Source organism: Chryseobacterium sp. CS3K3.1, from assembly GCF_059515165.1.
Map to the genome: position 1 here is coordinate 1 of NZ_JCAKRV010000027.1, position 22372 is coordinate 22372.

Here is a 22372-nt window from a genome sequence, read left to right on the forward strand (position 1 = left end):
GATAATTGTATTCGTAGAAAAACTTATCCGGAGCGCTGCTGTTTGCATTTCCGTTCATATCAAGCGTCTGCCTGCTTTCTTCAGACGGATATCCTGCAGTGTTAAACGTTGTAGTATACTTATGAGAAGTAGTTCCGGTGGCTGTTCCTCCTCCGGCTGTAGTTTGGGTAAATTCTCCTTTATAAGTACTTAAGCTGTTCTTATTATTTGAGAATAACATGCTTATGCCATCGCTGCTCTCATTTCCATTAAAGATAATTTTGTCAAAACCTTTTACATTTTTGAAAGGATAATTTTTATCAGTATAGGTATAAGTTTCTTTTTCTGTATAGTTAATGGTATTTCCATTGACAATTCCGGTTCCTGAGCCTGCATTGCTTACCATATTTCCATTATTATAGGTAAATACACTGTTGATAATAGAAGAACCTGCCGCTCCTGAATTCGTTTGTCTTTTTACGCTGATTTCTGTAGTGCTGGTGTAGGTATAAGAAAACGTAACGGTGTTCTCTATGGTTCCGGTTGTAGAATATTCCTTCGTAACCGCTGTAGCCATACGTCCGTTAGTATATCCGTATTCAACAGCACTTTCAAGAACATTATTTTCGTAATGTTTAATACCCGTAATATAATCATCGGTATATGTGAACTCAATTCTTTGCCCGTGATTAATATTGTTAATCATGCTGATGATTTTAGTTCCGTTGTAATTGATTTTCATGACAATCCCATCCATTGTCATCTTTGTAGGAAGAATCACGGTTTGATTAGAAGGATCACTGTTATCAAAAGGGGTATCATCAGAACTGTAGCATGATATTGCAGATAAGGCTACAGATCCAAAAAGTAGAAGTTTTTTCATAGTTATAAGTTAAATCATCCAAATATAATTTAATTTATAATATGATTTTATTTTTTCGGATTGGTTCTTAAAAAGATGAGGCCGCCAATGATAATACCTGCTCCTATAAATTGCAAATAAGTCAGCTTTTCACCATCTATAATTCCCCAGATAATAGCCACAATGGGCATTACCAAAGTTACTGTTGAAGCAAAAAGAGGGCTGGAAACTTTAAGTAAACGATAATTCATCATCATCGCCAGACCTGTTCCGAAAACTGATAACAGGCTGACAAACATAAGCCCCATCAGATTATCTTTCGAAAAAGTGAATTCCGAAAAGAATCCTGTCCCTGTAAGCGCAAGAATGGAAGGCAGCAATAAAACAAAAGAGAATACAAAAGCAGATAAAACCGTAGAAGAGACCTCCATAAGCTTTGATTTTACAGTGGTTGTACTCAGCGCATAGCATAAAGTTGCCAATAACAGCAAGAGAATCGGGATCATTTTCAATTCTGCGCTGTCACCTCCTCCAAATGCCAGAATACAGACTCCTGTGAAGCTTATCAGCGTTCCTATAATCTGTTTTTTCGTGGTTTCGAACTTCCAGACCAAGGCGCCGACAATAATCACAAAAATAGGCATCATTGAGTTGATAATTCCGGCAATGCTGCTGCTTACTTCAGTTTCTGCAATCGGAAATAAAAACATAGGAATGAAATTTCCTGTAAAAGCAGCCAGAACTAGCCACTTCAGATGTTTTCTGGGAAAAAGTTTATAATTGGAAATCGCGACCGGAAGTAAAATAATTCCGGCAATAAGAACTCTTAAAGACCCTACCTGAAACGGATTGAAGTGTTCCAGTGATTTTTTGATCAAAATAAATGATGATCCCCAGATAATACTCAGGACAATCAGAAGAACCCACTTTTCTTTATCTGCGTTCATTATTTTCGTGTAAGATTTTTAGAAATTCTTTTTTGGGAATCATTTTTGCCCCTAAGCTTTCCAGGTGTTCTGTATGGGATTGACAATCAATTAACTCAAGGCTGTTTTTATTGCTTTCCACAAAGTTGATAAAGCCCGCTTTTGAAGCATTACTTACCTTGGCAAACATGCTTTCTCCGCAGAATACATTTCCAATCTGCAACCCGTAAAAACCTCCGACAAGTTCTTCATTCTGCCACACCTCAATGCTTTTGGCCAAACCGTATTGATGTAGCTGGATAAAAGACTCCATCAGTTCATCAGAAAGCCACGTTCCCGACTGCCCCTTTCTTGTAGCCTGCTGGCAATTTCTGATTACCTCCCTGAAGTTCTTATTCTCGGAGAAAGTAAAAACATTCCTGTTGAGTATCTTTCTCATAGATTTTGAAACTTTTAATTCTTCAGGAATAAGCACAAACCTTGGATCGGGACACCACCAAAGGATTTCCTCTCCGGGATTGTACCAGGGAAAAATACCGAGCTGATAGGCAAACCAGATACGCTCTACGGACAGGTCGCCACCAAAAGCAACCACTCCCTCATGGCCATCATACAGCTCCGGGTCGGGAAATGAAATCTCGTTTTCGTCTAATCGGACCATTTTTAGCAAAAAAATCCCACTTCAAAAAGCAGGATTTATAATTGATCTTTTATTCTTTAATTAGAAAGGTAAATCATCATCATCGTCTCCGGCAAAAGGATTCTCATTAGAAACCGGGGATGCAGACTGCTGAGGCATTGCCTGAGTAGGTTCTGAAGCATTATCAAAAACTTTCTCTACTCTCCACCCTGTAATAGAGTTGAAGTATTTAGTTTCACCCTGAGGAGAAACCCATTCTCTACCTCTGATGTTGATTCCTACCTTTACGTTTTCTCCTTCTTTAAGGTTATCTAATAAACTGATTTTATCAGATAAAAATTCTATGTTTATCGGCTGTGGATACTGTTCCTGGGTCAAAATAACCATTTCTCTTTTTTGAAACCCGCTCGCAAATGTTTGAGCATCAAAAAGTTTCTTTACCGTTCCTTGTAATTCCATATCGTAAATATTAACGATGTAAAAGTAAGAAAATGAAATGTAATAAAAGAAGCTGTGAAAAAAAAATGTGGAAATTTTATTTTTTTTTCCTGAAAAGTTTGGTAGTAAAGGAAATTGTCCTATATTTGCACTCACAAAAACGAAGCAAGCTCTTTAAAACTTACAATATAAAAAACCAGCGGATGTGGTGTAATTGGTAGCCACGCCAGACTTAGGATCTGGTGCCGTGAGGCGTGGGGGTTCGAGTCCCTTCATCCGCACTATGCGAAAATAGCTCAGCTGGTAGAGCACAACCTTGCCAAGGTTGGGGTCGCGGGTTCGAATCCCGTTTTTCGCTCCACACCATGCCCTGGTGGTGGAACTGGTAGACACGCAGGACTTAAAATCCTGTGTCCGCAAGGACGTACGGGTTCAAGTCCCGTCTGGGGTACAAGACCCTCTGTAATATCTTACGGAGGGTTTTTTGTTTTAATAGAGAGTGTTCTTTAAATAAAAGTCTTATATTTGTAAGAAATCAGGTTGAATCTGAGTATTCAGATCAGCGAATCAGCGGATGTGGTGTAATTGGTAGCCACGCCAGACTTAGGATCTGGTGCCGTGAGGCGTGGGGGTTCGAGTCCCTTCATCCGCACAATTCGAAAAGGCTCTTTTTAGAGTCGTTAAGAAGGTTGGAACCTCTGGTTCGAATCTTTTTTTTTGCCCACACCATGCCCTGGTGGTGGAACTGGTAGACACGCAGGACTTAAAATCCTGTGTCCGCAAGGACGTACGGGTTCAAGTCCCGTCTGGGGTACAAAGCCCTCTGTAATGTATTACGGAGGGCTTTTTTATTTTTGTAACCTTTAGAGTATCTGACTGTTTTCCGTTTTCTTTTCCAGTCTTTCCAGTCTTTCAAAAATACCAGTGAAGATATTCTTGTTTCCTGTCGAAATGTATCCTACAATCTTATAATATTCCTGATGATTTTTATTTGTACGTTGATTTTCAATTGCATATTGAAGATTTCCACTGATATGAACCAGTAGATTGCTAATGGGATCTGTTGCCAGATTTGTTTTATTCAGAAATAAAATATCACCGGATTGGTACTGGGGAAGCAGTGTTTTTTCAGGAGAAAATTCATAGACCAGATCAACTGATGCTAATATTTTTTGCAATATTGCTGAGTTGCCATTATTTACGGATTGTGTTTTCTGCATTTCCAAATTAATCTCCCCTGTTGATTCAGGGAAAAGTACGGGCTGACTGGCACCAGGAGTACTTGTCAGCTGGTTTGCCTGCACAGGCTCGGTCAGTAATTTGTCAAGACTAAGGTTAAAGTGATTTGCAACTTTCAGTATGGTTTCAATTTTTGGCTCAGCACGTCCTTCCTCATATGAGCTTATTACGCCTCTGTTGAGATCAAACAGATCTGCAAAAGCTTTTTGACTCAATCCTTTCACCTGTCTTATTTTTTTAATATTAGTTCCAAATAAGCTCATCCTGTCCAATATTTTTTGCAAATATAGAAAATGCAAGTAAGTTGTGCTAAATATATTTGCATGAATACTATTCCGGATAGCCCCAGTTTTTAACAAAAGTTGATAAAGCCCATTATATAAAAATCTGTACCCATAATATTCTATAGTTCTGTATCTGTATCCAAAATTAAATACTCCATAATTTTGTTTAGCTAAAGAAGAAAATATGGAAACAATCACTCAACAACAGAAACAGTTTCAATATGCTGAGGCTTATATATCAGATATGTGGATGCTGAAAAATATCTTTCTGGAAACACAGAATCTGAAAATAGCAGATCAGAGTTTCGGACTTCCTTTTCTTTTGGCTAAAAATGGGAAGCAGATTGTTGCTTTTGCCAGTCTTATTGTGAATGAAAAGGATGAAATATCTTTCAGGATCTATGATAAAAATAAGATGTCAGATACCGAAAAGAGAAATTTTTTTTCCCGTGCTGAAAGATATTTTAAAAATACTCACACCCCCAATTTTAAGGATCCGGAACAGTTAAAAAGCAGTATCAGCAGTATGATCAGCTGGCTGAATCCCGAATAAAGACAGGATAAAATTGTACATTTACTTAAAACCCCGGATTCTATGCATAAAGATGTTCTGTACCTTAAAATAGCCAATTCTGTCACAGAGCAGATTAAAAGTGAAACCCTGCAGTTTGGAGACAGGCTTCCTTCATTGCGAAGTGCCCAAAAACTCTATAATGTAAGCCTGAATACCGTAAAGCAGGCTTATATGGAATTGGAAAGCCGTTCTCTCGTAGAATCGCGTCCGAAATATGGCTACTATGTAAGCCAGACTTCCCAGCGAAAACTGGCACTGCCTTCCGTGGCACCAATGAAAGATTCAGAGAAAAAGAATACACCACAGGATCTTATTGATAAAGTATTTGGCGTCATCGGGGGAACAGATATCACCCAGTTTGGATTGGGCATTCCGGGGAAAAGCTTTCTTCCGGTGGCCAAGATGAAGAAATGTATGATTGATGTGATCAAAAGAAAGAGCGACAGCGGAACCAACTATGAACCTGTACAGGGAAGTGAGGTGCTTCGACGGGAAATTGCCAAATGGTCGATGGTAATGGAAGGGAAAATCACAGAAGATGATCTTGTGATTACTTCCGGAGCTATGAACGCCGTTTATAATTGCTTAATGGCTGTTACTCAGCCGGGAGATTCCGTGGCGGTGGAAAGTCCTGTATACTTCGGAATTCTCCAGGCTATCCAGTTATTAGGACTTAAGGCTGTGGAAATTCCTACACATCCCATTACAGGGGTAGATCTGGATGAGTTAAAAAAGGTGATGCCAAAGCTTTCTGCGTGCTGTTTTGTGGTGAATTATAATAATCCGTTGGGATTTCAGATGCCTGATGATAACAAGAAAGAACTGGTAAGGATGCTTACTGAATATAATGTTCCTTTGGTGGAGGATGATGTCTATGGTAACATTTATTTCGGGGCGGGAAGACCCAAGCCGTGTAAATTTTATGATGAAGCAGGAATTGTGATGTGGGTAGGCTCGGTTTCCAAAACATTGGCACCAGGTTTCAGGGTTGGATGGGTAGCTCCCGGAAAATTTAAAGAAAAAATTATCCGTCAGAAACTGGTTCAGACGGTGAGCGGACCTTCTTTGTTTTCAGATGTAATTACAGATTTTCTCGCACACGGGCGTTATGATCACCACCTCAGAATGTTCAGGAAAAAGCTGTATGCAAATTACCTTCAGATTCAAAAGGCGGTGACTGAATATTTTCCGGATAATACCAAAATTTCAGAACCCAAAGGAGGCTTTATGCTTTGGCTGGAGCTGGATAAAAGAATTTGTACGGAAGATCTCTACGATGCGGCTTTTGAGCAGAAAATCAATTTTGCTCCCGGAAGAATGTTTTCACAGCACAATCAGTATCAGAACTGCATGCGTTTGAACTATGCACTGGAATGGACAGACAGGGTGGAAAATGATCTGGAAAAGCTTGGAAAAATGATAAAAAACAGAATTAAATAAACCTTATAGCGATGAATGATAAAAGTAATGAAGTAAAAATCGTAGCCTACGAACCTCAGTATAAAGAAGCTTTCAAAGCTTTGAATGAAGAATGGATCAAAACATACTTTGTCATGGAAGCCGGCGATTATAAACTGCTGGATAATCCTGAAGAGCATATCTTACATAAAGGAGGGCACATTGTTTTTGCTTTGCTGGATGGAGAAGCAGTAGGAACCTGTGCATTAGTAAAAACAGAAGACAGTCCTCTCACTTTTGAATTGTCAAAAATGGCAGTAAGTCCCAAAGCGCAAGGGAAAAAACTAGGCTACCTTTTGGGAAAAACTTTAGTGGAAAAAGCAAAGGAATTAAAAGCTGAAAAAGTATTTTTGGTTACCAATTCTATACTGGTTCCGGCCATCACACTTTATGAAAAGCTGGGCTTTATCCATACTCCCATCAGCAATGCTGAGTATGACCGTGCCGATGTGCAGATGGAGCTGATTTTTAATAAGTAGGCAAAAAAAAATATTAGAACTCGGATAGGAATATCCTTGTTCTAATATCAAAATTTAAATCTAATTGCTTTACTCTTTTATTTCTTGATAAAAGTCCTGGTCAGTGACTTTCTGCTGCCATTGATTTTTATGAAATACACTCCTGAAGGAAGGTTTTCAATATTAATTTTTTCATCATAATATCCTCTTGATGACTGCAAATGCGAAGTTGAAACAACCGATCCTTTATTGTCAATGATTTCTGCTTTAATTTCCTTATCTTCAGATTGATACTGGATTCCAATGAAGGTAGAAACGGGATTCGGATATATTTTAAGATCATCAGCGGTTACCTTTGTCTCTTTTGCTGTCAATACTTCTTTGGAACATGCCGGAATTCTGTTTACTCCGTCAATTCCCCATGAAGACTGCACGGGAATACAAAGCCAGTTCAATACAGTTGGAAAATGATCTGTTTCTCTTGTTGTAGAGGTATAATCATACACTTTAAAATTATTAACAGTATTGGCATTATAGGTTGGAGAACCTGTAACAGTCATATGATTAGCGTTCGGACTTGAATCAGTCAATGTATTTCCTGAAGTCCCATTACACTTCCAGTTGGCCAGTAATTGAGAATAATAAGGGTGCGAAGAGGTAATATCCTGATTGGCCCAATTCACAATAACATCATTGGGAAGAGCAGATTTCCAGATTCTTATGTCTTTATAAGAAGCCGCCAGATTGATTCCATAAACATTGGTTCCATCCTGGTTTAATGTAAGAGGAAGCCCGGAATCAATATTTCCGATGGTATTCATTTTAGCAAAAGTTACCGGAACGCCATCTTCATACAACGTTACAAGACCATCTCTGTCAAAACTTGCAGCAATATGTTTCCATTTGTTGGTTTCCACTTTTCCGCCAACAAGGTCAATCCTGCTAGTGCCATCGCCAATATTCATTTTGAAAGTCTGCCCTGAATAGCCTGAAAAAACAAATCCTTTATTTTTCCCATTAGCCCAGTTTTTATTACTGATCATTACCGGATCACTTGAATAAGAAGCATTAGGTTTTACCCAAAATTCAATGGTAAAATCCTGATTAGCTCCAAAATTAAAAGGAGTCTGATTGGCTGGTTTTGCATAAGTTCCTGCCGGGAAATTCAACTGATTAAAGGTTTTATTGGATTCCAGAATGGTTTTGCTGATCTGTTGTGGAGTAAATCCCGGGTTGGAATATACTGTAAAAATGTTTCTTTCAGAAAGGTTTCCGCCTCCGTGTGAAGAGTCTACAGCTCCATGATCTGTTGTCAATACCACCAACCAATCTTCATTGTTGTATGATGGCCTGTTTTTCATCGCTGCAACAATTTCTCCGATATAAGAATCTGTTGTTTTAATGGAATTTACATACTGTGAAACTGTTGATGAGAATCCATAAGAATGGCCTGCATGGTCTACATCATCAAAATCTATAAAGAGAATATCAGGATTGTCATTCTGTAAAGCCGTAACAGCAGCATTTTTTACGGCAAGATCCGTTGCCAGATTGGTTTTTACATCTGCGGTTTGAATGATTTTGTCGTTGATGGGTGACCAATGAGCGAGAGAAATAGTTCTTAGAGCTGGATTATAAGTCTCTGCTCTTGTTAAAAAATCCGGGTAATTGACATAGTTCGGGCTTGTGAAATTATTGTCCTGAACATTATGCTTGGTGTGCCATACTCCGGTCAGCATGGTGCTCCATCCGTTTCCGCTCCAGGTTGTAGCAGCACAAAGCCCGTCGGTAGAATAGATCGATTGGCTGATAAGATTTTGAATGTTGGGAGTAGGTGTAGACATCATGACATCTGCACGGCATCCGTCAATACCAATAAAAAGGACTTTTTTAGTCTGAGCTCCAAGGAAACAGCTCATTACAACAGCCATTGAGAATAGTTTTGTTTTCATGGGGAAAAAGGGTTTTTAGAATTGTGAAAGTTTACAAATAGTAATTTATTTTTAACTATTGTAAAATTAGTTTACTATTTGTAAACATTTATGAACTGAAAGTTAATTAATTGATAATTAAAAAGTTCACTCGAAAAGTTTAGATTTTAACCACAAAAGTCATAAAAGAAAAATGACTTTGTTTACTTTAAATTTCAGGCTTTGCGAATAGAAGATCAAAAAAGATTGCCGGAAATGTAGGTTATAACAAATACCCTAATGATCCGTACTACATTCCCCTCCTCCGGAGGAGGTGTCAAATTGGAAATTTGACGGGGTGGTAAAAACACAAACATTTCCAATAGAAGAACCATGAAAACGTTTGTGTCAAGAAGTATTTAAAAATAATCTGAAAAGTGTTTAAAGAATACCTTCAGCCTCAGAAATGATATTCAGAATATAATCGGGAGCTGCCTTTTCAAGTTCTGATTTACTTTGAGCTCCGGAAAGTACAGCTACTGTTAATCCACAGCCTGCATTTTTACCCTCTTCAATATCAATAACAGAATCCCCTGCCTTTAAAACTTTATGAGCTTCAGTAATATTGAATTTCTTCATCGCAAGATGAATCATTTCAGGACTTGGACGGCTTTCTGAAACATCATCAGCGGTAATTAAAGCATCAAAATGAATGTTTTCTTTCCAGTTGAGTTTATCTAAAAGCTGATGAGCGATTTCTGAAGTATAGCCTGTATTTAAAACGATTTTCTTGTTTTGAGCTTTCATATTCAATAAAAAATCTTCCGTTCCGTTGATGGGTTTTACATCCAGATTTCGATAAGATTCTTTCAGTCGGTCAGAAAAATTCTCAAAAATAGCAGGAGCATCTTCTTCGTTCCCATTGATTTCTTTTAAAAGACTTGTGATGGCTTCCAGTTTTTCCATTCCGGCACAGCTGGATAATACTTTTTCCAGGCTTACTGCGTAGCCATAATCATTCACGGCACTGGTAAGTGTTTTGTAAACTACATTATCCTCATCAATTGTTGTTCCGGCCATATCCAGAACCAGTAATTCTATATTTTTCATGTAAAAGTTATGCGTAAATTTTTTCAATATTAAACTTAGAGAAGCCACCGCTTCCCGTCATTCCCTTTCCTCCGATACCCGTTACAATATGAATGTTAGCGGATGGGCTGTGCTCAAAAATATCTTTTGTTTTGCACTGGGAATAGATTCCGAACCATCTCCTCTGAATTTCATACGTAGGAAGATCAATAATTTTCTTAGCCTCATGAATCATGAATTCATCAATCTCCATATTAAGATCGTATCCGAGATCATCGGTATTTTTAGCATCAGCATATTCGTGAGAATCTCCGATGATGACAGAACCGTCAAGTGCCTGTTTGAATAAAATATGAATTCCATACCTCTTTTCAAACGAATTAGGATCTTCTAAAGTCTTGATTTTCTGAAAAGAAGGACATTCGCTGAATGATTCATATCTTCTCACAGAAAGCCCTGTAAGGATATTTCCTTGAAGCGAATAAATTCCTTGTGGTTTGGTCTGAAGCATCTGCAGTTTACTCACTTCCAGATCGCTGTCATTGAATACTTTAGGATATAAAGTTTTGAACTCGTGTCCACCGCAGATGATGATTTTAGAAGCACTAAATTCTGTTCCTTCTGCAGTTACCGCTGTACATTTCTGATCATCTTCATGGGTTTCAAGAACCGTTGTATTGTAGAAAATCTGTAATCCCATTTTTTCCTGAAGCAGCTTGTGAAGTTTTACAATCATATCTGCAGAATCTACAGAAAGTTCCTGCGGGAAAAACAAACCTCCTTTGCAATAGTCGGAACGAAGACCGTCAAATTTCTTGATGCAGTCGTTTTTAGATAATAAAACAGATTTATAATCATTATTTCTGTTGATTTCATAAAGTTCTTCAATCAGCTGAAGTTCTTCGTCATTGGAAGCAATATAGATGGAACCGTTTTGTCTGATGGTAAGGTCTGCCTGATCATGAAGTTCATTGTAGATGGCCAGACTTTCCCTCCCGAAGTTCTGCCATTTAAGATCCATTCCGGAGGGTACTACCTGTCCGAAATTTCTTACCGTGGCACCCTGAGGAACAGAATTCCTTTCCAGTAAAGCTACCTTAAGATTTTTCTTCAGCGCATGATAAGCATGGAATGTTCCTAAAATTCCACCTCCTACAACGAGTAAATCAAATTTTGTTGTCATTGTCGTATAGTTTATAAAATTTTCGACGTATCGAAATTGATGAATTGATTAGATTTAGATTTTGGTTTTGACTTTTTTCTGAAAGCCAGAAAAGCAATCACCGAAAGAATGAAAACCGTTATGGTGATGATATAATTTAAGTTAATATAAAAATGTAACCACGAAGTCTGGGCCGAGCCAAAGTTTTTATACAAAAGAATCAGAACACTTCCCAGGTAACCAAAAGAATCTACAATATAAATCAGAAAACCTACATTTCCTTTGATTTCAAAAGCGGCGATCATCCGGTCAAAATAAATTCCATTGAAAGGAATATAGCAGATATACATTCCGAAGCCGGAAATTGTCATCCATAAAAAGGGCGACAGAGAGCCCCGCTGAAACAGATATGTAGAAAGTCCTACCGTAAGAATTCCTACAAAAAGAATGTAATGATAATAGGCAAATGCTTTTTTATTGTTTTTGACTTTTACCATAAAGCTTAAAATCACCAGAACCATTACGGCGATAGGAATTTCCGTTAAAGTGAAAATAGAACTGTCGAAAATAAAGTTCAGTCCGTCCCAGATTTCACGGTTGAAATTATCTCTGAAATCCCTTAGAACCGTTAAGCTGATATATAAAAAGATGATACATACGATGGGAACAAAAAATTGTTGGATCAGGGCTCTTCTTTCTTTACCATTCAACGGCTGTCTCTTGTTTTTAAGCAAAATATCCTCTTCCGAAGGTTTGGGAATTCTTTCAAGAAGCAGCCCGAAAAGAACTAATGGAATTATGAAAACAAGGCCGGCTGAAAATGGCATCCAGAATTCGGAAATGGAAAAATTGTCCATGAGAAATTTTCCTACTGATTTTGTAAACCCTGAAGAAACCACAAAGCTCGAACATAAAAACAATCCGATGATTTCAGTGGCTTTCCGTCCTTCAATATAAGAGAAAACAATTCCCCAGATCATTCCCAGTGGAATACCGTTGATAAACATAAACAGAATATTGTAAGGAGCAGGAACGGCTGCAAATCCTAACAATGCAAGCTCTGCAACAGTAATAAAAATAAAAAGATAAGTAAGTCTTTTCTGGGGTTTCAGCTCAGAAATAAATTTGATCCCGATGAATTTGGAAACAAAGTAGCCTACGGCCTGTGCAATGATAATCAGAATCTTATAATCTACCCCAAAATAAGAAAGTCCTTCGAAGGATGCTACGGTAAAAGGTTTCCTGAAACCGTACATGCAGAAGTAAACGCCGAAAGCAGCAAAAGCAGCCTTCAGTGTTACCAGTGTTTTTTGATTGATGGTTCTGGCCATGGTTCTGGTTTAGAAATTCAGTTTTACTCCAAGATTGAATCGGACTCCATAATATTCCACCTGTTCCGGACGGTCTTCGCTTTTTCCGAAGTGATAGATCAGTGGTTTGTTCAGGATATTGTTCACATCCGCATATAAAGTCAGGTATTTGGTAAACTGATAAGAACCTCCGAAGTCCAGATTACTATACTTGCCATAGTAAGAATCATTGATATCTTCCTCGGCATATTCTACAGCATATTTTCCTTTATAATTGTAAGCCAGCCTTGCATTGAATCCTTTTTTCTCAAAGAAAAGCTGCGCGTTGTACAACTCCTTTGCCTGATAGGGAAGGGCTACTGTTCTTCCACTTGGCTTTTCCATTTCGGAAGTCATGAAGGTCGCATTTAATTGTACCCCGAAGTACTGTAACAATCCCGGGAGGAAATCAAATCTCTTATTAATTCCAAGCTCAATACCTCCCAGCCATGCAGCTTTTCCGTTATTGGGAGCGGTAAACTGTACTCCGTTGTTTCCGTTATAGTTTCCGATAAAAGAGTCCTGGAAAATAGGATCCGTAATGGATTTATAAAAAACGCCACCGCTGAGAATCCCTACGTTGGAAAAATAATATTCACCCATCAGGTCAAAATTCAAAGAATAGGTAGGGTTAAGGTTGGGATTTCCGCCTTTGAACTCGTTATCTGCTTCAATATAAGTTCCTCCCGGAGTCAGATCGCCAAAATTTGGTCTTGAAAAAGTTCTTGTCGCTGCAAAACGAAGATTAGCTTTATCATTTAAAGTATATTTTAAATGAATCATCGGAAGAACAGCCAGATAGTTTTTAGTATTTTCTACCGGAGTCAGTACATCATCATTCACGCTGTATCCTTTTACTTTCGTACTGGTATTTGATAATCTTATTCCTCCCAAAATGACGATTTTATCATTCAGTTTGTACGTTGCCATTCCATAGGCGTCTGCATGTTTTTCAAACACATCAAAGTTTCTTCCTAGTGCCTTATTGTATTCCAGGGCTTCAGAATCTGCAGTATTGATCTTCAGATTACCCTGATGGTCATACCAGAACTGGTTCATTCCTGTGGTAGAAAGTACTGGCCCAAAAGTATTACCGATGTGTGCATTCATTTCACTTAAATATTTTGGTCCGTTGGGCTGTGTTGTGATGTATTGTGAGAAATCAGACAGAAGAGGCGCTGTTCCGCTGCTCCAGTTGTAGAAAATATCAGAGAATCTTGCATTACGTTCTTTATCTCTGTATTTAAAACCATATTTTAAAGTCAGTTTATCAGAAGCATTGATTTCATGGTTGAATGCTGCTACGATTTTATCCTTTTCCTCTACAAAAACCTTATAGAATTCGAGATCTGTAAATTTCATCTGTGAAGCGTCCATTTTAAAGTTCGGATCACTGTAGAAGCCAAACAATGCATCCGGATTTTTATAATCTAATTTTCCACCATCAGCTTTCCAATAAGCTCTGGGGCCATTTCCATGATTGGAAATATAATCAGGATTGATGCCTACACCAGATTGAGTGTACTTGATGACATAATATGAGTTGTTCTGTTTGTCAGGGATATTCCCATACTTGAATTGGTTGTTGTAGTAAGATAAATCCCAGTCGATTTTTCCTCTATTGAATTGATGAACCGCTCCCAAAGAAACAGAAGTAAGCTCCGTTATCAGTAAATTGTGGATATTCTGAAGCTCCACTCTTGCTGTATTATTAGCACTGCTGAACTTATCAAACCGGATCCTGTGTTTATAGTGGGTCTCGTCATCCGATAGGGTACCATACATTCCTTTTAAATAGAAAGTCGTTTTTGGAGACAATACATATTCAAAAGCGGTATTGATTCCGGTTGTCTTTCGAACTCCGTTATAATCGCGAAGTTCCAGCCTGAAAACCCCTTCGTCACCACTTCTTCGTGCTTCAAAATTATCTGTAGACCAGTTTCTTATGAAATGGGCAAAATTGATTAAATACCCGAATTTTTTATCCTTTGTTCTTCCTCCATATAAAAATCCAAGGTTGTAGACACCTTTATCAGATTTTGCGTTATAACCGCTTCCCACAGTGGCTTTGAATTCTGTTTTCATCGGTGGGGTTTTGGTAATAAAATTGACACCGCCGCCAATTCCGTCAGCTTCCATATCTGGGGTAAAAGACTTGTTTACATGTACATAGGAGATCAGTTCTGTAGGAAAGAAATCAAATGCTGTTGCTCTGGAAGTCGTTTCTTCCTCTGCAGTGGGAAGCCGGTTTCCATTGATGGTTGTGGATGCCCAGAATGGCGGAAGTCCTCTCAGGGAAACAAATCTTCCTTCTCCCTGGTCTCTTTCAATAGAAACTCCCTGCACACGCTGCACGGTTTCTGCTGCATTTCTGTCCGGTAGCTTTCCGATTCCGTCTGAGGCAATCACATTGGTAATATTAATGGCATTTTTTTGAAGGTTTAAAGCTCTCGCTTCCGTATTTTTTAACGTTCCTGTAACGACAATTTCATCAATGTTTTTTCTAGGTTGTGAAAGTTTGATAATTCCTAAGTCAACCGTTTGTTCCGGTTTCAGGTCTATATTGATATCTGTAGATTCATAACCGATGTAGCTGATTTGTAAGATGTATTGGCCTTCTTTAATATCGTTGATGGTAAATTTTCCTTCAATATCAGTTGTTATATTTTTAGATAAGCCTTTTATTTTGACTGTGGCCCCGGGGAGAGGCTGGCTGTCGTCAAGCACAGTTCCTATAATTAACTGTTTTTGCGCTGAAACAAAGACAATCAAACAGACAAAAACAAGGGTAAGTATTTTCTCTAATTTTGTTTTCATTTTTACATATATTAAATTTTTTATGCAAATCACGCTAATAATTTTAATATATATAAATATTTTGTATTAAGTATTGTTTAACAAATAATCCAGATTTGTTACGTGTCTTTTACTTTAAACCAATAGAAATTAGCCTTTGAAAATTCAAGAAAACTAGCTTTGAAGTAACTGTTTCAACGTTTTTAGTAAATATTTCCTAACAATAAAAGGAACTGAAATCGGTTGAAAATTGGTCTGTTTTAGTTCATATTTCGTTCATCTTGGAAGAAAACGAAAAAACAAAAGTTGCATATTTGTAAACTTTTATGTGTTTTGGAAATTCAAAATTGAAGAATGATATAAAAATTGGAATATGATGTAAACGCAAAGTTTAATAAATCAAAGGATATATTTTAAGGATGCAAAGATTTCGACGTTGTCGTTGATGAAGCGTCAGTATTATGCATACGCTTAGAAAGAGGCTGTCTCAAAAGTACCCCCTCTCTCGGACTCCTGCCTGACAACTTTTGTCATTTAGGAAATTCTCAGAGCGTTAATTTACCTTTTGAGACAGCCTCCATTCTTTGCTCCCTAGAAATATGAGGTTTAGTAATAAAAGCTTTGCGTTAGAAAAATGCAGTTAAGCCGTATAAAAATAAAGAACAAGCATCACACAGCTTTCATCACTGATGCTTACCGGAACGTGAGGAAATTTCCCGTTGAAATAAAGCGAATCCCCTTCTTTAAGGATGATTTCCTCGTTATCAATTACGTATTTCACTTCTCCCTTCAGAATATATTTGAATTCCCAGGCATCCGTAATGACCTTTTCCCTTTTAGAATTGGGTTCGAGAGTTAGTAGTACAGCTTCAAACCCTAAAGAATGAAGACTCTTGCTGAAGATATGCATATACTTGAATCCTTCAGCTTCCACTTCCTTTTCAATGACTTGCTGGCTTTCCTTCGGAACATAGATGAATTTGGCGTTGGACTTTTTCTCCACCCCTTCAAAAAAATAACTGGCATCAATCTCCAGCGACTGAATCAGATCCAATAACACAGGCAGCGAAGGAATGGTTCTTCCGTTTTCAATTCTGGAAACAAGTCCGTTGCTTACATTCGCTTTGAAGGCCAGCTCATTAATGGTTAAATTATTCTTTTTCCTAATATCCTTTAATCTCTTGCCGATACCTATTAAAAAGTCATTCATACTGTGTGTAATTTAACCTGAATTATTTTTTCATCATTCTATTAAAGCAAAGGTAATATTATTCTATAGAGTTTAGGTACAGGAGGGAATCAATTCATTGAAAATTATTATTTGCTACTTGACTCTCTGGTATTCCTCGCTTTTTCTCCCCCGGAAAATTTCCCTATTTTTGTAAAACTCCTTATTTCATCTATGAAAAAAATTATTCTTATCGAAGACGAAACCAGTGTAGTATCTTTTATAAAAAAGGGACTTCAGGAAAACGGATATGAAATTTCTGTAGCTTTTGACGGCCGTACAGGAGTTCAGCTGGTGCAGGCTAACGATTTTGATCTGGTAATTTTAGACATTATGCTTCCGGAAATGAACGGTCTGGATGTGTGCAAAGAGATAAGAAAAACCAATCAGAGCGTTCCTATTTTATTTCTGACTGCTTTGGGAACTTCTGAAAATATTGTTCTCGGATTGGAAAGCGGAGGAGACGATTATCTGGTGAAGCCTTTTAAATTCATTGAGTTGGTTGCACGTGTAAAATCCCTACTAAGAAGAAGCAATAACAACGGTCCGCAGGAAATTGCTGAACCGGAGCCGGATAATGAACATGTATTCCAGTTTTCGGATCTGATGGTGAATGACTACACCAAAAAAGTAACCCGAGCCGGAGAAGAGATTTCTCTTACCTCCACAGAATATAAACTGCTGCTGTACTTTCTGAATAATCCGGAAAAAGTAATTTCAAGAGCAGAAATTCTCGATGCGGTCTGGGGAGTAAACTACGAACTGGGAACCAACGTGGTAGATGTTTATGTCAATTATTTAAGGAAAAAACTGGACAGCCAGGATGATAATAAACTGATTCATACCGTGATAGGAATGGGTTATGTGTTGAAAAAGACATAATGAATGTTTAACAGAGTCATTACAAATCAAACCAAAACGATGGTACTTTTGATGTTGGTTTTTACCGCCATCATTTTGCTGTTCAGTGGTTTGGTGTACTTTTCAATTGTTAATTTTTCACATCAGAGGTTTTATGAGCTGCTGAAGATAAGGACGGCAACTATTGTTCAGATCGAAAAAAGTAAAGATCATCTCGACCTTCCTGAAAACTATATTCTCAGCAACCTGAATGATGAGGAACTTCCGATGGAAAGAGACTATGTTTTTGCGGTTCCTGCCGATTCCAATTTCAAAAAAATATCTCAGGAAGTTCATATCCCCGATTATTTCTTTAAAAATATTATTAAAGAAGGAGAATCCAATTATAATGATGAAGAATTCTATTATATAGGACAAAGCTTCAGATATGATGATAAAGATTATATTGCCATTGCTTCTGCCAAAAACCATTATGTGGTTTATTATCTGGGCTTTTTAAAAAGAACACTGCTTACCTGTATCGTACTGTCTCTGTTTTTCAGTATGATTTTTTCTTTTTATCTGTCCAAAACCTTATTCAGGCCGATCTTAAAAATTACAGGAAAAGTAAAAGAAATCAGTTCTGAAAACCTTCACTTAAGATTGGAATCACATCCTGATAATAAAGAACTTAATGAGCTGGTAGATACCTTTAATGATATGCTCAACCGCATCGAAACGTCTTTTGAAACCCAGAACCACCTGATCGGCAATGTTTCCCACGAATTAAGGACACCTCTTACATCCATTATGGGGGAAGCCGATGTTGCGCTTTCCATCAGCAGAACGGCTGATGAATACAAGGAAACGCTCGGTATCATTCTGGATGAAGCTGAAAAGCTGGATAAAAAGATTAAAGCCCTCTTAATGATTGCCCAAACCGGATTTGACGGGAAAATCCAGAAAATGGATAAGGTGAGAATTGATCAGCTTCTTTGGGACGTTATTGAAACTTTAAGGCGGATTGATTCCCGGAATAATATCTATCTGGATATCAGCATGCTTCCCGATAATCCCAAGAAATTAAAAGTTCAGGGGAATGAGCAGTTACTGCATCTTGCAGTGGCCAACATCATCAGTAATGGCTGTAAATATTCTAATTTTCAGCAGGTTAAAGTCTCTCTGGGAGCCACCAATACAGATGTCTACATCATTATAAAAGACAACGGGATCGGAATTCCTGAAGTGGAAATGAACAAAATCTACGATCCGTTTTTCAGAGCTTCCAATACCAATAATTATGAAGGCTACGGAATCGGACTTCCATTGGCCAGAAATATTGTCAGAATGCACCACGGTGAACTGATTGTAAGCTCTCACGAAAACCAGGGAACAACGGTACAGATGCGTTTTCCTAATTTCTACAGCACGCAGAAGGGTGAACAAGCCAAAGTGTAAACCAGAATAACAATAGGCAAAATCGCAAATTGACGAAAAAGCGAAATGGCAAAATGCAAAAGAGCTTTTCGTCATATTAACTCCCGTTAACAATTTTCTAATCTCATTTTAATCTCATTAATCACATTTTAATTCCATTCCAAAGATCTTCTAATATGGTCGTTCTAGTTTTGTATCATCAAAAAAGATAACACAATACAAAATAATAAGAACATGACTAAAACAATTTTAATTGCAACAGATTACTCTCTTGAGTCATTGAATATATTGAAAAAAGTACTTAAAGAGAAAGAAGCAGCAGAAGATCAGAATCAGTACAATATCCTTCTTACTTCCGGTTATGATTCCGGAGATTCTATCAGGGATCTTTTGTTCAGTACCAAAACATCGGTATTCAATAAAATAAGACCTGCAGAATTCTGTGATGCTTTGGGAATTATCAGCAATAAATATCCCCATCTGGTCAATAAAATCATCTGCGACATTTTTACAGGAAGTTTTCAGAGAACATTCAACCAATATGTAAAGGCGGAAAATATTGAGGAAGCTTATTATTCTTCATCCATCAAAAGCAGAGGAAACGGAAAATTCGATCTGACTCCTTATATCAGGAAATGCAAAGAACTCAAATCTCATGAAATTACGGTCGAAGTAAGAGAAAAACTTCCGGAAAGAGGAAGGCTGGCAGAGATTTTTGTAGAGGTCTGAAAGTTAAACACAATTTAAAAAAATAAAAAATGTTAAGAAATTATAGTAACAGCAGAACATTGGGAGACAACATCAGGTTGGGAACGCTGACTGCCTTCACAGCAGGTACTATAAACATTGCTTCCCTGTTGATATTCCTCTCTTTTACGTCAAACGTAACAGGACATTACGCTATTTTAGCGGCAGAAATCAGTAAAGGAAACTGGACGCAGGTAGGAGTTGTAGGCGGATGGATCTTTTTGTTCTTCTTCGGAAGCTTCCTGTCCAACTTTATTGTTATCAATTTTAATAAGAAAAGTAAATATTTTGCCCATGCCATGCCGATTGTGCTGGAAATCATATGTTTGCTTTTTGTAGGAATATACGGACAGTTTTATTACCAGAAAACATTGGAAGAAACAGAATATTTAGTGGCATTGATGCTTTTTGCTACCGGACTTCAGAACGGTCTTACCGCAAGTATTTCCAACTTCTCTGTGAAAACAACCCACCTTACCGGAACCACTACCGACCTGGGAATTCTGGTATCCATGTTTACCCAGAAAAAATACAGAAAAAACGGAGAGCTGATTGGCAGGGCAAAACTTCTCATGAGTATTATGCTTGCTTATGTAATGGGCGCTGTATTCTCGGGGTTAACATATTATTATCTGGAATTCAGAGTATTCTATGTAATCAGCATTTGTCTTCTGATTGTCATCGGATATGATGCTTATAAAATTCATATTCGTCATTTCAACACGAAATACAGATACAGCAGGATTTATAAAAAACCGAATCTTTTTGCTTATCTGTATGATAAAATCCATGGAATTCCTAAAAGAGAAAAGAAAAGAAAGCTTGTCTTTGAGGATTAAAATATAAAACACACTATTAATTTTTTGTATAAACTAGCTGTAAGTGCCCTTATTTTATCATAGAATAGGGGCATTTTTCTTAAAAATTAATTTAATTATGTACAAATGACTTGTTTTTGTCCTGTTTTTCACGGTTGTTGAAATAAAGATTTCCGAATTGGAGCAATAAACTTGCTAACGCCCTTCATTACAAACATTAAAAAAACCGGTTGGGGATAAATAGGCAAAAATGTTGATAATTAAATATTAAATCACGATTTTAGTATTTTAATTCCCGTTTTCATTGACTATTTTTGTAAGTTGATTTACGTTTTTATGTCAGATATTATTCAGCTTTTACCGGATCATGTAGCCAACCAAATTGCAGCAGGAGAGGTGGTGCAGAGGCCTGCATCCATCGTGAAAGAACTTTTGGAAAATGCTATTGATGCAGATGCAACGAAAATTGAACTGATCATCAGAGATGCCGGGAAAAACCTTATCCAGGTGGTGGATGACGGAAAAGGAATGTCTGAAACAGATGCCCGTATGGCGTTTGAAAGGCATGCTACCTCCAAAATCAAAGGAACTGAAGATATCTTTAAGATAGCCACTAAAGGATTTCGTGGTGAAGCGCTGGCTTCTATAGCGGCAGTTTCCCAGGTGGAGCTCAGAACAAAACAGAAAGATACTTCCATCGGGACTAATATTTATATTGAAGGAGGGGTTTTCCAGTTTCAGGATCCGGTTCAGACAGCAGACGGATCAAACTTTTTAGTAAAAAACCTTTTCTACAATGTTCCTGCAAGAAGGAAATTTTTGAAAAATAATAATATTGAATTCAGACACGTAATTGATGAATTTCAGCGTGTTGCGCTGGCTCATGAGAATCTGGAGTTTTCCCTTTTTCATGATGATGAAGCTGTTTTCAGACTGAGAAAAGGAAGCCAGATGCAGCGTATTGTGGATGTTTTCGGAAGAAAGCTTCAGCCGCTTCTGATTCCTATTAAAGAAGACATTATCTGGTGTAAACTTCATGGTTTTGTTGCTAAACCTGAAGGGGCCAAGAAAGCAAGAGGGGAGCAGTTCCTTTTTGTTAACGGAAGGTATTTCAGAAGTCCATACTTTAATAAAGCAGTACAGGAAGCTTTTGAAGGCTTGCTTCAGCCTGGATATGTGCCATCCTTTTTCCTTTTTCTGGAACTTGATCCTGAGAAAATAGATGTCAACATCCATCCACAGAAAACAGAAGTGAAATTTGAGGACGAGCATCTTATTTTTGCTTTGCTTCGTTCAACTATAAAAAGATCTTTAGGAATTTATAATGTTTCTCCAAGCCTGGATTTCGACAGAGATCCCGAACTGGATGAAATGATGAATAAACCTATTCCGAGCAAAGGAAATGGAGGAGGTTCCGGCGGAGGTGTTTTTAAAATGCCGGAAATCATTGTAGACAAAGATTATAATCCGTTTCTGGAAGAGAAAAATGTAGTACATCCTGAGGAAATTCAGAACCTTACGGAAATGTACCATCAGAATATTACAGCAGAGCCTTCAAAGATTAATCTGTTTGAAGATGAGGATTTTGATGAAGATCTGATGAGGCTTCCCAATGGATACTGGCTTTTTAACAAAGGAGATGTCACTTTAATGCTGGATCTGGGAAGAATGCACAGACTGTTGGTTTCTGAAGGAAACAAATCCACCAGAAAATCAAGCACAAACAGCCATGCTCTTCTTTTCTCCCTGGAGTATCATATGAATGAAATCGAAAAGGCAAAATACAATTCGATCAAAAAATATCTGCCGGAATTAGGGTTTGACATGAAAATTGCTCATGAAAGTGTACTTCGAATAGATTCACTTCCGGAAGGACTGAAAGAAACCCAGGCCATGAAGTTCCTGGAGAATCTTTTTGAGATCCTGGATTACAAGACGGAAGACGAATTCATGCAGTATTACCATAACCAATGGAATAAAATGCAGTCGAAATCCAGATTTGACTTTATTTATAAAAAAGATGCGGAACAGCTTATCAAAGACTTTACAGCATTAGGCTTCCCGGAATTTTTACCGGATGGCAAAAGATGCTTTTATGAAGTTCCGTTTAATGAATTTAAAAACAAATTTTAAAAAAT

Annotated in this window: 19 protein-coding genes and 5 tRNA genes; 13 read left to right on the plus strand and 11 right to left on the minus strand. The window is 37.7% G+C overall.

Going from position 1 to position 22372, the window contains the following annotated elements:
• From AC5YGI_RS20290 to AC5YGI_RS20305, 4 genes are all read right to left on the minus strand, one after another.
• Positions 1-862: hypothetical protein (locus AC5YGI_RS20290; protein WP_496169523.1), on the minus strand; the 862-nt coding region annotated here is incomplete at its 3' end.
• A 47-nt stretch (positions 863-909) separates the two neighbouring features.
• Positions 910-1788, minus strand: a complete 879-nt coding sequence (locus tag AC5YGI_RS20295) for a DMT family transporter (RefSeq protein WP_330744715.1) — start codon at positions 1786-1788, stop codon at positions 910-912.
• Complete coding sequence (gene aat / locus AC5YGI_RS20300; RefSeq protein WP_330744714.1) at positions 1775-2428, minus strand: leucyl/phenylalanyl-tRNA--protein transferase; 654 nt, start codon at positions 2426-2428, stop codon at positions 1775-1777. Before aat ends, AC5YGI_RS20295 begins: the two co-directional genes overlap by 14 nt.
• A gap of 60 nt (positions 2429-2488) precedes the next feature.
• Complete coding sequence (locus tag AC5YGI_RS20305; RefSeq protein ID WP_041461994.1) at positions 2489-2866, minus strand: DUF3127 domain-containing protein; 378 nt, start codon at positions 2864-2866, stop codon at positions 2489-2491.
• Positions 2867-3044: 178 nt separating this feature from the next.
• On the opposite strand from AC5YGI_RS20305, the gene AC5YGI_RS20310 reads away from it, so the two are divergent.
• The 5 genes from AC5YGI_RS20310 (at position 3045) to AC5YGI_RS20330 (ending at position 3659) form a co-directional block, all read left to right on the plus strand.
• A tRNA-Leu gene (locus tag AC5YGI_RS20310) sits at positions 3045-3126 on the plus strand.
• 4 nt (positions 3127-3130) lie between these two features.
• Positions 3131-3206 (plus strand) — tRNA-Gly (locus AC5YGI_RS20315).
• A 6-nt stretch (positions 3207-3212) separates the two neighbouring features.
• Positions 3213-3296: transfer RNA gene (locus AC5YGI_RS20320), tRNA-Leu, on the plus strand.
• Positions 3297-3415: 119 nt separating this feature from the next.
• Positions 3416-3497, plus strand: a tRNA-Leu gene (locus tag AC5YGI_RS20325).
• A 78-nt stretch (positions 3498-3575) separates the two neighbouring features.
• Positions 3576-3659: transfer RNA gene (locus AC5YGI_RS20330), tRNA-Leu, on the plus strand.
• Positions 3660-3708: 49 nt separating this feature from the next.
• Here the strand turns inward: AC5YGI_RS20330 and AC5YGI_RS20335 are convergent.
• Positions 3709-4347 carry a helix-turn-helix domain-containing protein gene (locus AC5YGI_RS20335; RefSeq protein ID WP_330744713.1) on the minus strand — a complete coding sequence of 213 codons (639 nt, stop codon included), beginning with the start codon at positions 4345-4347 and terminating at the stop codon, positions 3709-3711.
• Between the two features lie 205 nt (positions 4348-4552).
• Between AC5YGI_RS20335 and AC5YGI_RS20340 the strand changes: the two genes are divergently transcribed.
• Genes AC5YGI_RS20340 through AC5YGI_RS20350 form a run of 3 tightly spaced genes read left to right on the plus strand, consistent with a single transcriptional unit; the run spans position 4553 to position 6879 of the window.
• Positions 4553-4921, plus strand: coding sequence for a hypothetical protein (locus AC5YGI_RS20340; RefSeq protein ID WP_330744712.1), 369 nt, complete (start codon positions 4553-4555; stop codon positions 4919-4921).
• 42 nt (positions 4922-4963) lie between these two features.
• Positions 4964-6382 carry an aminotransferase-like domain-containing protein gene (locus tag AC5YGI_RS20345; RefSeq protein WP_330744711.1) on the plus strand — a complete coding sequence of 473 codons (1419 nt, stop codon included), beginning with the start codon at positions 4964-4966 and terminating at the stop codon, positions 6380-6382.
• A gap of 11 nt (positions 6383-6393) precedes the next feature.
• The gene (locus tag AC5YGI_RS20350; RefSeq protein ID WP_330744710.1) at positions 6394-6879 is read left to right on the plus strand and encodes a GNAT family N-acetyltransferase; all 486 of its coding nucleotides are present in this window, start codon (positions 6394-6396) and stop codon (positions 6877-6879) included.
• A gap of 77 nt (positions 6880-6956) precedes the next feature.
• Here AC5YGI_RS20350 and AC5YGI_RS20355 read toward each other — a convergent pair whose 3' ends face one another.
• From AC5YGI_RS20355 to AC5YGI_RS20380, 6 genes are all read right to left on the minus strand, one after another.
• The gene (locus AC5YGI_RS20355; protein ID WP_496169533.1) at positions 6957-8810 is read right to left on the minus strand and encodes an alkaline phosphatase family protein; all 1854 of its coding nucleotides are present in this window, start codon (positions 8808-8810) and stop codon (positions 6957-6959) included.
• Positions 8811-9209: 399 nt separating this feature from the next.
• Entirely contained in the window at positions 9210-9878 is a 669-nt protein-coding gene (locus AC5YGI_RS20360) for an HAD-IA family hydrolase (RefSeq protein WP_496169535.1), read from the minus strand.
• 7 nt (positions 9879-9885) lie between these two features.
• Positions 9886-11040, minus strand: a complete 1155-nt coding sequence (locus AC5YGI_RS20365) for a TIGR03364 family FAD-dependent oxidoreductase (RefSeq protein WP_446107204.1) — start codon at positions 11038-11040, stop codon at positions 9886-9888.
• Positions 11041-11051: 11 nt separating this feature from the next.
• Positions 11052-12350 carry a DUF5690 family protein gene (locus AC5YGI_RS20370; protein ID WP_496169537.1) on the minus strand — a complete coding sequence of 433 codons (1299 nt, stop codon included), beginning with the start codon at positions 12348-12350 and terminating at the stop codon, positions 11052-11054.
• Between the two features lie 9 nt (positions 12351-12359).
• Positions 12360-15185, minus strand: a complete 2826-nt coding sequence (locus AC5YGI_RS20375; RefSeq protein ID WP_496169540.1) for a TonB-dependent receptor — start codon at positions 15183-15185, stop codon at positions 12360-12362.
• A gap of 619 nt (positions 15186-15804) precedes the next feature.
• Entirely contained in the window at positions 15805-16374 is a 570-nt protein-coding gene (locus AC5YGI_RS20380) for a helix-turn-helix domain-containing protein (RefSeq protein ID WP_079243618.1), read from the minus strand.
• Between the two features lie 192 nt (positions 16375-16566).
• Here AC5YGI_RS20380 and AC5YGI_RS20385 point away from each other — a divergent pair, with 192 nt between their 5' ends.
• The 5 genes from AC5YGI_RS20385 to mutL all read left to right on the plus strand — a co-directional run bounded on the left by AC5YGI_RS20385 (position 16567) and on the right by mutL (position 22367).
• Positions 16567-17274, plus strand: a complete 708-nt coding sequence (locus AC5YGI_RS20385) for a response regulator transcription factor (protein WP_062673733.1) — start codon at positions 16567-16569, stop codon at positions 17272-17274.
• Positions 17275-17277: 3 nt separating this feature from the next.
• Positions 17278-18690, plus strand: coding sequence for a sensor histidine kinase (locus AC5YGI_RS20390; protein WP_330744704.1), 1413 nt, complete (start codon positions 17278-17280; stop codon positions 18688-18690).
• A gap of 213 nt (positions 18691-18903) precedes the next feature.
• Positions 18904-19398, plus strand: a complete 495-nt coding sequence (locus AC5YGI_RS20395; RefSeq protein WP_446107207.1) for a hypothetical protein — start codon at positions 18904-18906, stop codon at positions 19396-19398.
• 29 nt (positions 19399-19427) lie between these two features.
• The gene (locus AC5YGI_RS20400; RefSeq protein ID WP_137904592.1) at positions 19428-20255 is read left to right on the plus strand and encodes a YoaK family protein; all 828 of its coding nucleotides are present in this window, start codon (positions 19428-19430) and stop codon (positions 20253-20255) included.
• A 315-nt stretch (positions 20256-20570) separates the two neighbouring features.
• Positions 20571-22367 carry a DNA mismatch repair endonuclease MutL gene (gene mutL, locus AC5YGI_RS20405; RefSeq protein ID WP_330744702.1) on the plus strand — a complete coding sequence of 599 codons (1797 nt, stop codon included), beginning with the start codon at positions 20571-20573 and terminating at the stop codon, positions 22365-22367.
• Positions 22368-22372 lie beyond the last annotated feature (5 nt).